At 43.4% G+C, this 14,210-nt stretch carries 13 protein-coding genes; 10 read left to right on the forward strand and 3 right to left on the reverse strand.

The features are described 5' to 3' along the window. Positions 1–246: 246 nt before the first annotated feature. Entirely contained in the window at positions 247–453 is a 207-nt protein-coding gene (locus H6G28_RS21875) for a DUF5837 family cyanobactin class RiPP (protein ID WP_190674121.1), read from the forward strand. Positions 454–974: 521 nt separating this feature from the next. On the opposite strand, the gene H6G28_RS36925 is transcribed toward H6G28_RS21875, so the two are convergent. After that, on the reverse strand, positions 975–1,127 hold the full coding sequence (locus H6G28_RS36925) for a transposase (RefSeq protein ID WP_313949964.1): 153 nt from the start codon (positions 1,125–1,127) through the stop codon (positions 975–977). Between the two features lie 168 nt (positions 1,128–1,295). Here H6G28_RS36925 and H6G28_RS21885 point away from each other — a divergent pair, with 168 nt between their 5' ends. The 8 genes from H6G28_RS21885 to H6G28_RS21920 all read left to right on the forward strand — a co-directional run bounded on the left by H6G28_RS21885 (position 1,296) and on the right by H6G28_RS21920 (position 11,316). Continuing rightward, entirely contained in the window at positions 1,296–1,529 is a 234-nt protein-coding gene (locus tag H6G28_RS21885; RefSeq protein WP_190674124.1) for a cyanobactin biosynthesis system PatB/AcyB/McaB family protein, read from the forward strand. Between the two features lie 52 nt (positions 1,530–1,581). Then, positions 1,582–3,291: a LamG-like jellyroll fold domain-containing protein gene (locus H6G28_RS21890; RefSeq protein WP_190674126.1), complete on the forward strand. Its 1,710-nt coding sequence runs from the start codon at positions 1,582–1,584 to the stop codon at positions 3,289–3,291. 119 nt (positions 3,292–3,410) lie between these two features. Continuing rightward, on the forward strand, positions 3,411–3,608 hold the full coding sequence (locus H6G28_RS21895) for a DUF5837 family cyanobactin class RiPP (protein ID WP_190674130.1): 198 nt from the start codon (positions 3,411–3,413) through the stop codon (positions 3,606–3,608). A 205-nt stretch (positions 3,609–3,813) separates the two neighbouring features. Continuing rightward, entirely contained in the window at positions 3,814–4,023 is a 210-nt protein-coding gene (locus H6G28_RS21900; RefSeq protein ID WP_190674133.1) for a DUF5837 family cyanobactin class RiPP, read from the forward strand. Between the two features lie 256 nt (positions 4,024–4,279). Beyond that, positions 4,280–5,179 carry a DUF5838 family protein gene (locus tag H6G28_RS21905; RefSeq protein WP_190674256.1) on the forward strand — a complete coding sequence of 300 codons (900 nt, stop codon included), beginning with the start codon at positions 4,280–4,282 and terminating at the stop codon, positions 5,177–5,179. Positions 5,180–5,205: 26 nt separating this feature from the next. Then, positions 5,206–7,491, forward strand: a complete 2,286-nt coding sequence (locus H6G28_RS21910; protein ID WP_190674136.1) for a TOMM precursor leader peptide-binding protein — start codon at positions 5,206–5,208, stop codon at positions 7,489–7,491. 2 nt (positions 7,492–7,493) lie between these two features. After that, positions 7,494–8,909: a SagB family peptide dehydrogenase gene (locus H6G28_RS21915; RefSeq protein ID WP_190674139.1), complete on the forward strand. Its 1,416-nt coding sequence runs from the start codon at positions 7,494–7,496 to the stop codon at positions 8,907–8,909. A 52-nt stretch (positions 8,910–8,961) separates the two neighbouring features. Beyond that, the gene (locus tag H6G28_RS21920) at positions 8,962–11,316 is read left to right on the forward strand and encodes a S8 family peptidase (protein WP_190674142.1); all 2,355 of its coding nucleotides are present in this window, start codon (positions 8,962–8,964) and stop codon (positions 11,314–11,316) included. A gap of 29 nt (positions 11,317–11,345) precedes the next feature. Here the strand turns inward: H6G28_RS21920 and H6G28_RS21925 are convergent, their stop codons facing one another. Beyond that, positions 11,346–11,483, reverse strand: a complete 138-nt coding sequence (locus H6G28_RS21925) for a hypothetical protein (RefSeq protein ID WP_190674145.1) — start codon at positions 11,481–11,483, stop codon at positions 11,346–11,348. A gap of 193 nt (positions 11,484–11,676) precedes the next feature. Further along, positions 11,677–11,880, reverse strand: coding sequence for a ribbon-helix-helix domain-containing protein (locus tag H6G28_RS21930; RefSeq protein WP_190674148.1), 204 nt, complete (start codon positions 11,878–11,880; stop codon positions 11,677–11,679). Between the two features lie 73 nt (positions 11,881–11,953). Between H6G28_RS21930 and cas12k the strand changes: the two genes are divergently transcribed. Further along, positions 11,954–14,068 carry a type V CRISPR-associated protein Cas12k gene (gene cas12k, locus H6G28_RS21935; protein WP_190674151.1) on the forward strand — a complete coding sequence of 705 codons (2,115 nt, stop codon included), beginning with the start codon at positions 11,954–11,956 and terminating at the stop codon, positions 14,066–14,068. Positions 14,069–14,210 lie beyond the last annotated feature (142 nt).

The raw sequence follows: 14,210 nt of genomic DNA on the forward strand, positions 1-14,210 counted from the left end.
GTAGCCCGTAGTGTTGTGTAATTAATTGTGTTCTACTACTTACCTATGTTTTCAAATTCCCTCAAAGCTTCCGTTCCCCTCGTCCTGGAACTTGGTTCGCTCGGATGAATCGCTCCGCAATTGCTTTTAAGCCAGGTAGGGTTCAACGAAAATCTTCTTTTACAAAAGGAGACGGTCAGACCCACCGACTGAGTAATGGCTCGACAACGGGACATCCACAAACCATAAAACGGAGAAATATATCTCATGGAAAACTTTAATTTGATGCCCCAAGTGGCACAACCCGTCAACCGCATCACCACCGGACAATTGCCGGATGTACTGGCGGAACTGTCAGAAGAAGCTTTGTCCCAACTGGGAGAGGATGCCTCTAGTAGTGCATCTGTACTAGCATTGAATTATGGACGATTGAAGTGTTACGTATGTTCTTATGACGGAGACGACGCGGAGTAAGTTCCTGGGCTACCCCGAACTTCTTTTCCCCTCAAAACTGCCTTTCATCCCGTCTGGGAGCCTGGTTAGCGCGGATGAATCTATCCGCAATTTCCCTCACGGCGAGGGTTTCGTCTCCCTGGCACTGTGACGGAGAAAGGGCAGGGGCAGGGAGAAATGGGGCAGGGAGAGATGAAGGTAGGTTGAGTTGGATTGGCTGAGTTGTTAGTTCGATTCTGTTGATTCCTTCCTTGGTCTCTACTCCCCTTGCCGACTTTGAGGTCTAAGCCAGCTAGGAGTTTATTTCCCCAATGACACTTTCTGGCTGTCTTACTTTTCGGGTTGTACCGCTTGCAAAATCCTCAGTATTTCCCAATACGGTTCAGTTAGCGTTAAAAAATTGATTTCGTGTAGTAGCGCGGCAAGCTTAATTTGCTAGGTTCAAAAAATGGAAATGCTAATTCTGTCATTGCGAGGAACGAAGCAATCGCAAGGGCTAGGATTGCTTCGTCGTTCCTCCTCGCAATGACATTTTAAATAATTTAATCAACCAAACATTTTAAGCTTGTCACGCTACTACAATTATCCTTTTGAATCGGTTCAATCAAGTCGTGGATGTGGTTTGACATGATGCAAACGGCATATAGCTTAAAGTTGTATTTCTCAATCGCTTGTTTGATGGCATATAAAAACACCTCCCGGCATTCTCACCGTTGTAGTTTAAACTCCCGGTTGTTACATCGAGTTGTGATGTGGTAAGCATACCCAGTCTGGAAGTGACGGCGTTTTCTCGACATAAGATAAAAAAACTTTATGGCTCATCCCAGCCATAATGCACTCCAAATTCATTCAAAATACCAACTATGAAACTTCCCAAACAATCTCCTCCCGTCAAACGCCCCGATTTAATTCAACCCCATGAAGCTGTCGATGTGGTTAACGGCAGTGTCGAACAATTGGTTAACATTCGGATGAAATTGTTGCATGGAGCAAACTTCAACGATCCAGCCGCCTTTGAATACCGTAGCTACAATCAACTCAAAACCTCTGGTGGCTGCGGTTGCTTTCGCGGTTTCGCTAGTTCTGCGTTTTTCTAATTCAGTTCCCTAAAATTTCATTTTCACAAGCTGAGGGAGATGTGTCGCAGTTATGGCTAAATCAAACAAAAGTTCAACAGAATCTTTGCAGCCAGTGCTTGTATTTGATGGACAAGATAGCGCGGTAGATTTAGGTAAAAAACCTGAATTTAAAATTAAGAAAGAAATTACTCTAGAAGCTTGGATTTGTGTAGCATCTCAAAAAGCTTATGCTGGGATTATTAGTAATATTTTCGATACTGGCTCAACAGAAAGTGGATATGGTTTGCTGCTTGACGGCAATAGTGGGATTTACTTTGGTTTAAAAGTTGCTTCACTGGGAATTCAGTATCTCAGTAGTGGAGCCAACACAATTATTCTCAATCAGTGGCATCATATTGCGGGGACTTATGATGGTCAGGAAATGAAATTGTATATTGATGGCATAGAAAAAGCTAAACAAACATTGGCAGGAAATAACATCAATTACAATCCCGAAAATGACTTATTATTTGGAATGTATAAAGATAATGATGAATTTCATACCTTTGCTGGAAAAATAGCTGAAATCCGACTTTGGAAGATAACTCGTACCCAACAAGAAATTCAAAATAATCTCTCCCAACGGCTGGTAGGTTCGGAGTCAGGATTGGTTGGTTATTGGCCTTTAAATGAAGGCAGTAACAATCTAGCTCATGACCGAACCAGCAAGAGCAATCACGGTACAATTACTGGTGCTTCTTGGGTGCAATTAGACCTGCCGATGCCTACGGCAAGCTTCGCTAACGCACAAGCAGAATCTGAAAAACTCAGCGAACCTGCGATCGCTCCTCCCAATGTCGTACCTAGTCCATCGACCGTACCAGACAAACAGTTTATACCAAGCGAATCATCTGGTGGACAGAGTGAACCTGCAACTGCTCCGCCCAATGTCGCACCCAGCCCACAACCTTCTGTAGCATCAGGCACTTCCCCTACATCAACCCCTGAGACTACTCAACCCATCCCCCCGGTTGCCTTGCAGGATCGGCAGAGTGTGTTAGTGCTGGATGACAAACATCAAGGTATATCTGCGGGTAGTGGGGCGCTCAAGATCCAAGGAAACTTCACAATTGAAGCCTGGGTGTACCCGGCTACTGATGCTGGCAAGCAGGTGATTTTTGCTGAAGGAGAAACGCTATTTTATCTCGAAGGCGGCAAACTCAAGTTTCAGACTCCCCTGGCTAAAGAAGCGATCGCATCTACCCAGACAATCGCCCCTAAAAGTTGGTATCACGTTGCCGTCGTCAGGGCGGGAAGTTCTGCTGGTGCTACCAAGCTTTATATTAACGGCGTACACAACGACAATCAAATTGCCATTCCCGCAGTTGTCTCCTCTGGCAATACCTATCTGGGGGGACATCCCGACATACCCGAATCTCGCTTGCAGGGTAGGCTGTTGGAAGTGAGGGTGTGGCGATATGGGCGATCGCTCTCGGACATTGAAGCAAATTGGCTGTATCCCCTCACAGGTCGGGAACTCGGCTTAGTGCGCTATTGGTCTTTGAATGAGAAATTGGGGACAACCCTTCACGATAAGACGACTAATCGGGCAGTGGGAACATTCAGTGGTGATGCTGTTTGGGAGGAAGTGGAAATTCCCTTAAAGCTAAAGCTAGACCCACAGGAAGTGCTAGTGCGATCGACTGGATTGGAGGATTACGGCTACTGGTTTCGAGAAATGGCCAAACAGCAGAAAACCGAGGCCGAGCCAAGCTTTCGCCGTGGTCGAATCTGGGCGTAGAGATGAAGTTGCTTGATCTCATCAGTCTTCTTTCACAAAGGAAGCGGTCAGACCCACCGACTGAGTAATGGCTCGACAACGGGACATCCACAAAACATAAAAACGGAGAATTATATCTCATGGAAAACTTTAATTTGATGCCCCAAGTGGCACAACCCGTCAACCGCATCACCACCGGACAATTGCCGGATGTACTTGCAGAACTGTCAGAAGAAGCTTTGTCCCAACTGGGAGAGGATGCCTCTGGTAGTGCATCTGTACTAGCTTCTTGGGGGATACCAGGTGTCTGTTCTTATGACGGAGACGACGCGGAGTAAGTTCCTGGGCTACCCCGAACTTCTTTATCCCCTCAAAACTGCCTTTCTTCCCATCTAGGAGCCTGGTTAGCCCTGAGATACCTGACACTGGGCGCGGTCAGCAGGGAAGTCTTCTTTTAGAAAAGGAAGCGGTTAGACCCACCGACTGAGCAATAACTCGACAACGGGACAAACACGAACAACCAAAAATTAGAGAAAAACTCTCATGGACAAGAAAAACTTAATGCCTCAAGCGGCACAACCCGTCAACCGCATCACCACTGGACAACTGCCTGCTGAGTTGGCTGAACTCTCGGAAGAAGCCCTGCAACTGTATAGCGACGATGCTTATAGTGCATCTATTGCATCTGTACTAGCGTCAAGCTGGACGGACGAAAATGCCTGGTGTTCTTATGACGGAGACGACGCAGAATAGGTTCCCACTCTACCGATGTCTCTTAATTTCCTCAAAACTGCCTTTTCTCCCGTCTAGGAGCTTGAGCAAGCTCGGATGAATTGAGCTGCAATTGCCCTCACCTGGGGGGTTTCCGTCAGGAGCCGTCGTGACGGGATAGGGAGAGGGGGAGACAGTTCGGCAGGGGAAGAAGTTGATGATTTTACTTCCTCCCTTGCCTCCTTTGAGGTCTAATCTTAATTTCCTCGACATTGCTATTTTTTATGTGAGTTGCACAATGATGACTTCTGATATTCAAACACTATTACTTAGAGATAGGAGATTGCACTTCATTGGTAAGCACCGAGCAGCCTTTGAAGTCGAACCTTTATATCCTTTAGAAATCTTTGAAAACTTTGTGGCGAATTTTGATGGTGATTGTGCAATTGAAGCTTCCTGTAAAGTCGAATCAGATAAAGTCCTAGCAGGCAGATTTTTAATTTTTTTCGTTGAACAGTTCGAGGCGCAACTAGCAAAAATTTTAGATTTTTTTCGTCGAGTTGAAAGTCGAGTAGATGTTAAAATTAGCTACGATTTGCTTCAGGAATTTCTAGGAAAAAAATTTGATTTTACTAAAGTGAAACGTATAACAACTGGAATTGATCTGCGGACAAACCTTGCTGATTCCAGCCTTAAAATTCACTTTATTCTAGAGAATTATCCAGAAAAAGTAGATACAGCTTTAGCTCTCGACGGCAATAGCTCCGCGGCTCTACGTTCGATTGCATTGCAAACTGTTTCTATAATTGGGTTTGACTTTTACTTAGATGGTCGCAGTGAGATTGAACTTTATGCTGAACTGACAGAAGATCAGTTTCAACAGCCTGATACCCAGGCTTTTCTGAAGCAAATATTTCCGCCACTTGTGCTACAACGCCTCAAGGCAGCAGATGATTTTTTAATAGGTTTGTCAAAAGCTAATATTCAGCCAGTGTTGTACTACAAATTAAAATATCAAAAAGAATTACTCAACTATTTTGCGATTAACGATACAGCACACAAAGTTCATACTTTTTACCAACATCAAGAGGTTTATTGTATGTGGATTGGCGTAACTCAAAAGGAGTTAGAGAAGAACAAAATTGAAAATGTTAGATTGTATTATACCCAGACTTTTATAAAAAACGGAAGTAAATAGATTAGATTCCAAAATTATAAGATGTTATGAAAATTCCCCAAATTAAACCTCATTTTCGCGTCGAAATTGTTGAACCCAAAAATGTCTATTTACTGAGTGAATATGCCACATACGCACTAACGGGTAGCCTTTATTGCCAAATTATTCCTCTGCTCAACGGTCACTACACTAAAGAAGAAATTATTCAGAAACTAGATGGGCAAGTCGTACCTGAACATATCGAATATGTCATAGATCGCCTCGATGCCAAAGGCTACCTCACCGATGCCGCCCACAATCTTAAGCGCGAAGCTGCTGCATTTTGGAGTCTGCTTGGTGTAGAGCCGCAAGCAGTAAACGAGGGATTACTGAATACTCAAGTATTAATTACCACAGTTGGAGCCGTTGACGCACAGCCCTTGGTTGAGTCATTACAGGCGCTACAAATTCCGGTGCATGAGGCAACAGGGGGAACAGAGGCGGCGCAATGGGGAAATAATTCTTTGCTGGTAGTTCTCACTGATGACTATCTGCAACCAGAACTGAGCCGTATTAATCAAATGGCGCTGCAAAAAAAGCAACCTTGGCTACTAGTGAAACCAATTGGTGCAATGCTGTGGTTTGGTTCTATCTTTCATCCTGGGGAAACGGGATGTTGGGAATGCCTCGCCCATCGGCTCAACGGTAACAGGGAAGTAGAAGCCTCGGTTTTAAAGCAGAAAAAACAGGAAAATGGATGTTTACCAACTGCTGTTGCTGGCTTGCCTTCGACAGTGCAAACTGCAATTAGTTTAACCACCACCGAAATTGCCAAATGGCTGGTTAACCAGTGCATCAGTGAAGCAAAAATTCCGACATTAGCCGGAAAAATCATCACCCTGGATCAAACGAATTTCACCCAGAAAACCCACACCCTCACCAAGCGCCCTCAATGCCCTGCTTGCGGAAATCCCGATTTAGTCAGCCAACAAGTTAAAAGTGAGATTGTACTCACCAGTCGCAAAAAGCTATTTACGCAAGATGGCGGACATCGCGCCTTTACACCAGAGCAAATTCTGCAACGCTACGAGCATTTAATTAGCCCCATTACCGGGGTTGTCAGCGCCCTAGTGCGGGTTTCTGACCCCAACAATCCTTTTGTGCATACCTACAGCGCCACCCATGCCTTCGGTACATCTTCTAGCCTCAGTAAGTTGCGAAAATCACTCGGACACAAAAGCGGCGGTAAAGGGAAAAGCGATCGCCAATCCCAAGCTAGTGGATTTTGTGAAGCGATCGAACGTTATTCTGGTATTTATCAAGGGGACGAACCCAAAATTCGGGCGACATTGGCTGAATTAGACGCACTCGCCATTCATCCAGCCCAATGCTTGCTGTTCAGCGATACCCAGTATCAAAACCGGGAGGAATTGAATCAAAAGATAATTGTAGACCACGATTTTATTCCCCAACCCTTTGACGAAACGCAAGCGATCGATTGGACTCCCGTATGGTCATTAACCGAGCAACGGCACAAATATCTGCCAACTGCCTTTTGTTACTATGATTACAAACTGCCCAAGGAACACCGCTTCTGTTTTGCCGACTCCAACGGTAATGCTGCGGGAGGAACTCTAGAAGATGCCATTTTACAAGGATTTTTAGAACTGGTAGAGCGGGATAGCGTTGCTATTTGGTGGTATAATCGTCTTTCTCGTCCCAGTGTAGACTTAGCCAGTTTTAACGAACCTTACTTATTAGATTTACAGAATTGGTATCGCAGCCAACAGCGCGAACTGTGGGTACTCGATTTAACCACAGACCTGAATATTCCCGCCTTTGCCGCCGTCTCTCGCTATATTGGCGGCGGTGACGAACGCATCATCGCCGGATATGGAGCGCATTTCGACCCGAAAATTGCCATTTTACGAGCCGTTACCGAGGTCAATCAAATTGGGGTGGGTGTAGACCAACAGGATTATTCAACTGCTCCAGACTCCGCCTTACATCATTGGTTTACCCAGGCCACCTTAGCCAATCAACCCTATCTCGCACCCAGCACTCAGCAAAGGGCAAAACTGTACGCAGATTACCAAGAGCAATGGAGTGATGATATTTATCAAGACGTTTTGAACTGCGTGGAAGTCGCCAGAGGTGCAGGGCTAGAAATGCTGGTACTCAACCAAACCCGCCCCGATATTGGCTTACCTGTAGTCAAAGCAATTGTTCCTGGTTTGCGCCACTTCTGGTCAAGATTTGGGGCAGGAAGGCTGTATGATGTGCCTGTGAAACTCGGATGGCTTTCTGCACCTTTGACCGAAAACCAAATGAACCCGATGCCAATGGTATTTTAATCATGTCCGATTCTTTCACCCTTTCTTTGCGCCCTGATATCGCCCTCACAACTGAAAGCGATCGCCTGATGCTGCAATCGACTCAACACCGCCTGACCTTGGAACATCCCCAACCGGGATTGAGAACCGCCTTAGAAAGCCTCAAGTATTCCAGCCAAACTTTCTCACAACTCCAAGCTGTTATTGCCGAGTTAGATGGTATCGAAGCCAGTCTGAATTTTGAGTTTGAGTTGCAAAAGCTAATTAACCTTGGTTGGATTAGTCATTCTGTTTTACCATTGGCAACGGCTATTGCGATCGCCGAAAATTATCAATTTGTTGTTCCACCTTTTGATGAGGAACAACCTTGGTTGGTGAGCGAAGCCGAACCGTTAATACTGTCTCGGTTTGCCTTTCTGCGACAAGAAAAACAACAGTTTATTTTAGAATCTCCCCTTTCTCAAGCCAAAATTATTTTACTAGATTGGCGGGCAACAGCCTTAATCGGAAAACTGGCTGAAGTTGATTCGCCATTTACATTCTTAACTTTAGCTGATGGGTTGATTGATGCAGAGATAGCGCGATCGTTCGTGCAGTTGCTCATCGCCACCAAAATGATCCAGCTAGAACCAGAAAGTAAAGCTTTAACCGAATGGCAATTTCATAACTTGCTATTTCATCGCCAAACTCGTTTAGTGCCATTAGACGAGCCACCGAAATCAGAAATTCCTCAATTTGAGGATAGCGAGCGATCGCACTTTGTAAAATCGCCCATGAGCGACCGAGTAATTTCCTTAGAGAAACCTAGCCTAGAAGCGTTAGCTCAAACAGATATTTCCCTCACCCAAGCAATTGAATCAAGACAATCAATTCGAGAATACGGTGAAGCACCAATTACATTGTCTCAGTTAGGAGAATTTTTATATCGCTGTGCGCGAGTCAAAGAAGTTTACACCTTTGAAGACGATCTGATGAATATTGGAGAATGCACAAAACGTCCCTATCCCTGCGGTGGTGCATTATACGAACTGGAGATTTATCCAGTGATAAATCACTGTCAAGGATTAGATGCAGGAGTTTACCACTATCAACCCCTCGCCCATAGATTACACCAGCTTACCGAACCAAATCCAGATGTGGAAGCTTTACTCTATGATGCCTGGAAAGCAACAGGGCAACAAGATATCCCGCAAGTGTTGCTGATTGTGACTGCTAGATTTGGGCGATTGTTCTGGAAATACCATGCTATTGGTTACGGTTTAATTTTGAAACATATTGGAGTTTTGTATCAAACATTTTATCTTGTCGCAACGGCAATGAAATTAGCCCCGACTGCGATCGGTGCAGGTAACTCCCAATTGTTCGGCAAAATCGCCAACCTAAACGAACATGAAGAGTCCTCAGTGGGAGAATTTATGCTGGGTTCACTCAAACAATAAAAACCCTTATTTATCATATTTCTCAAGAATTTATTTAATTTTTAAAATTGCTATGCCTGACTTAATTAAAATTCCCGGTTTTGCCGAACTTCAAGCCATCACACGCGGCGACTCCCGCATCAAAATCGCTGTTTTGGATGGCCCTGCCGACCTCGATCGCGCTTGCTTTGTGGGTGCAAATTTAAGTAGAGTCAAAACCTTTTGGCAACAAACACTAGAGCCAATCGATCCATTCTACATTCAACAGCAACTTAAAATTAATGCACTTAGTGACAAGAAAAAGGCTTTAAAAAAGGCTTTGAAGCAGAGCGAAAAGGAGAATGCAGATACAGAAACAGCAACTTCACAAGCCACGACTGGTGTTACAGCGTCGAATGTCATGCTGTCACACGGCTCCGTTACTAGCGTTTTTAATGCTTTGCTAGAAAACAAAGATGCAGCAGTAATCGAGCAATATCGCTCCTTAAGTGCCTCCAAGCAGCAAAACTCGCCCTTAAGAGAAATATCTTCAAATATCAACTATGCTGCCGCCATTAAAGAATTAGAGGCAGAGATTAAAGCTTTAGAAGATACAATTCCCAAACAAGTGCAAGAGCGTCTGAGTGGTGTATTCCACGCGACTGGCATTTTTTCGGTGATGTTTGGGCAACCTGGTTCTCCCGTAGAGGGAGTAGCTCCCTACTGCACCGCCATTAACATTCCCCTGTTTGAAACAGCAACTAGCGATGAAGCACTATCTCCCCTGAACATAGCTCATGCCTTTAACCTGGCATTAGAACTAGGGGTGAATATCATTCACTGTGCAGCCTGTCACCCCACCACAACCGGGTTTGCCCAGGAAATGATTCAAAAAGCAGTCAAACAATGTCAGGATAATAATATATTGATTGTTGCGCCCAGTGGCAATAACAAAGGCGAATGGTTTTGCGCTCCAGCGATTTTGCCAAATGTCCTAGCAGCAGGCATGATGAAGGATAACGGACAACCCGCAAATTATAGTAACTGGGGCGGTCAGTATCAACAACAAGGCATCCTTGCACCGGGCGAAAACATTCTGGCAGCCCAACCAGGCACTGATGAACCTGTGCGCCAAGAAGGAACCAGTCTAGCCGCCCCACTAATGACTGGTCTTTCGGCGTTAATGATGAGCGTGCAATTGCAGCGCGGTGAACAACCCAACGCCGAAGCAGTGCGGATGGCTTTTCTCAACAGTGCTATCCCTTGCGATCCTCAAGAAGTTGCCGAACCAGAACGTTGTTTGGCTGGTAAATTGAACATTCCTGGTGCTTATCAATTGCTAACTGGGCAGTCTTTACCCAGCGTTCAACCACCTGCTGCTGTTCGCCCACAAATCATTGTGCCTGCCAACAATAATTCCGTAGATATAGCTGAACCTGCGGTCATTAGCTCCTCTGTACCTTCCAATGAAGTTCACAGTTGGGCAACAACTCCACTTGTCACCGCTTCAGCCACTGTTGTAGACTCCGCGATTATTGCAGACAGTTCTTCCCCTGACCCTGCTTCCTCTACCTTTCCGAATTCCTCTAACATCGCCCCCAGTGCTGTCTCCAACAAAGTCTACGCCCTCGGAACCATTGGCTATGACTTCGGCTCCGAAGCCCGCCGCGACACCTTCAAACAACTAATGCCTGTGGTTGAGATTAATGGGGTATTAGTTCCCTCTAATCCCTATGATGCTAGGCAGATGGTCAATCACTTGGAGTTAAATCCAGCCGAAGCTAAATCTCTCATCTGGACTTTGAATCAAGAACTCACCCCCATTTATGCCCTAGAACCCCAAAAGGCTTTTGCTAACGAAATCTATACTGTCTTTCAAAGGTTGCTGGCTGGACAAATTCAACCTGAATCTAGCGACGAACACATTGAGCGAATCAGCATTCCCGGTACTCTCACCGATCGCACAGTCGAACTTTTCTCTGGTCAAGTTGTTCCTGTGCTGGCTTTACCGAACATCCGAGGAATGTATGGCTGGCAAGTCAATCCCCTTGTCGAAGCAGCCATTAATGCCGTCAGCCCCGAAGCCAGCGCCCCTAATACTGTAGCAATGCGGCGTTCCCTCAAAAGTTTTCTGCACCGCATTTACTACGATTTGCGAAACTTGGGTCAACTCGATCGCGATCGCGCTCTTAATTTCGCGGCTACTAACGCTTTTCAAGCTGCTTCTACCTTTGAGTTAGCGATCGGGAGCGGTATGGAGCTTGATAGTATCGAAGTTGAAAAAAGCCCTTTCTGTCGCCTCAATAGTAATTGCTGGGATGTGAAGCTGAAGTTTTTCGACCCAGAAAACGGCCGTCGGGCTAAGAAAATATATCGATTCACCATCGATGTTGTTAATATCATGCCAGTCACATTAGGCCAAGTGCGATCGTGGTCAGTTCCACGTTAGCCATATTAACTGGAAAAAGTATCTACTAGTTATTCATCTGTTAGAGTGCGATCGCTGATCATGATATTGCTACACAACAGCGAAAAAGTGCGATCGTACCATTGGTCTGTAAAATTTATTGGGAAATGGCTGTAGGCGATACTTAAGGTAAGAGATTGAAGATACATTGCTCTTGCCAGTAAGTTGACACATAACGCGAAACTGCGATCGCCTTTCTCTCAGAAATCACTTGTTAACAGCAGCGTTGTCTACCTACGAAAGATAGGAAGCAACTAATAAATACAAAACCTTGCTTTCAAGTTTCTACTATCCGTTCCAAAGTTCCTCGCAGGTATGAATTGGAAATGTTATTTAGCCATGTTATTGCTGTGGTGGTTTTTCCTGCTTCTCCCGTGCGTCAACTGCCTTACTGACAATCCTCACAACAAGATTACTGATAGGACGGTCTTCTTCCTCAGCCCATTTGACTAAAGCATCATAAACATCTTTTGGGAAGTATACAGAAGTTTGTATGCGATCGCTCTGACTCATCAACACTACAAAGATTTGTTGCCAGTTCATCATACTCCCGTAACCTTGAAACAAGGCTCAATAATGTTTAACAATGTGTGACAATGTTTTGTGGTAAATTGAAAACATGATTGAACAAGTGCGACAATTCCGAGGTTTTTGGAAGGCGATCTCGTCCAGAAGTGGCGATCGTTATCTGGCAAAGAGCAATAAAAATTGTTTGTTTTACCGAAAGTTTGCCACTATGAGCCGTAAGAATAATAGGAAATCTACATCTGCAATCCATAGAACAGTTAGATGCTATTTGCACACTAGCGAAGATGTACTTCGTAAAGTTTGGGAAGAAATGACCCAAAAAAATACTCCTCTGATTGTCCAACTATTGAAGGCTGTAAGTGAACAACCAGAATTTGAAGCTAATAAAGAGAATGGATCAATAAATAAAAAAGGAATCACAGACTTACGTAGAACAATAACAGAAGATTCTGATTTTCAAGAACAGTCAGGTCGTCTTCGCTCGTCAGCAGACTCTTTGGTAACAGAGGTTTATTCCTCATGGCTTACGCTATACCAAACGAGAAAAAAGCAGATAGAAGGTAAAGAATATTTTCTCAAAAATATCCTAAAAAGTGATGCTGAACTTGTAGAACAAAGTAATTGCGAATTACAGATAATACGTTGTAAAGCTAAAGAAATACTTGGTCAGATAAAAGAATTCATAGAACAAATTAATAAGACTGAACTAAAGATAAATCAAACCAGTCCAGCCAAGAAAAAAGCCAAGAAAAATAATAAAACTATTGACACAATATTAAATAATTTCTTTAGTAAAAATGTCAGTAAAAGTACGGGAAAAAACTTAAACGATACTCTATATGAAATTCATAGAGAATCATCGGATAGTTTAACACAGTGTGCGGTTGCTTACCTAATAAAAAATGATAATAAAGTTAGTGAGGCAGAGGAAAATCTCACACATTTGAATAAACGTCGCGCTGCAAAAGAAGTCGAAATTAAACGTTTGGAAACACAGATACAGAATACTCTATTACCTAATGGTCGAGATATAACAGGAGCAAAATATATTCAAGCATTTAACAATTTAATCAATCAAGTACCTAAAGATAACGAAGAATTTGCAGAGTGGATAGCTAATTTTTTGAAAAAAATATCAAGCCTACCATACCCAATAGATTATCTATATGGTGATTTAACTTGGTACAAAGATGAAAAAGGAAAAATTTTTGTTTATTTCAATGGTTGGTCGGAATACCACTTTCAAATTTGTTGTAATAAACGCCAACTTCATTTTTTCCAGCGTTTTCTAGAAGACTACAAAGCTCTGGAAGCAAGTGAGAAGGCAGAAGAAAAGCTCTCAGGTAGCTTGGTTACACTACGTTCTGCACAGTTGTTATGGCAACAAGGTAAAGGTAAGGGTGAACCTTGGAAAGTCAATAAATTAGCCCTGCATTGTACCTATGATGCTCGTTTATGGACAGCAGAAGGTACAGAAGATGTGAGGCAAGAAAAGGCTGATAAGGCTCAGACAGAAATAAATCAAGTAGAGAGTAATGAGAATTTTGATAGTAAGCAACAGAAAAAGCTAACTAAAAATAAATCTTCGTTATCTCGGCTTAAGAATTCATTTGCTCGTCCTAGTAAACCAGCTTATAAAGGTCAATCTAATATAATTGTTGGTATTAGTTTACATCCTGTCGAATTAGCAACACTCGTTGTAGTTGATATAAATACAAAAGAAATACTCATCTGTAAAACGGCCAAAGAGCTACTAGGTGATGCTTTTCACCTAGTAAGTCGTAGAAGAAGACAACAAGTTCATTTTCGCAAGGAGAGAGAAAAAGCTCAGAAGAAAGATTCTCCATATCATCTAGGAGAGGCAAAGCTAGGAGAATATGTTGATAGACTACTGGCAAAACGAATAGTGGAAGTCGCTAAAGAATATCAGGCTGGGTGTATTGTATTACCTGGATTAAAAAGCATTAGGGAAATTCGTACTAGCGCAATTCAAGCAAAGGCAGAAACTAAATTTCCAGGCGATATCAAGGCACAAGAATTATATGTGAAGGAATATAATCGCCAGATACACAATTGGAGCTACAGCAGGCTTCAAGAATCTATAAAATCAAAAGCTGCTGAATTAAAAATTAGTGTTAAATCTGGTACACAGGCATCTTATGGCACTCTGCAAGAAAAAGCGAGAGATTTAGCATTGTCTGCTTAGTAATGTAAGATTCATACTATTGGTAGATAAATTTATATCTAAATGTTGTAATATCTAACTTAAGAAATCGGTGCCATCTATTATGATGCGGCAGTATCACCCCTTTGTTTAGATACTGTAAGAATGGGTTAGTTTATTAATG

Origin of the sequence: Nostoc sp. FACHB-190 (assembly GCF_014696905.1) — a bacterium.
Taxonomy (GTDB): domain Bacteria; phylum Cyanobacteriota; class Cyanobacteriia; order Cyanobacteriales; family Nostocaceae; genus Nostoc_B.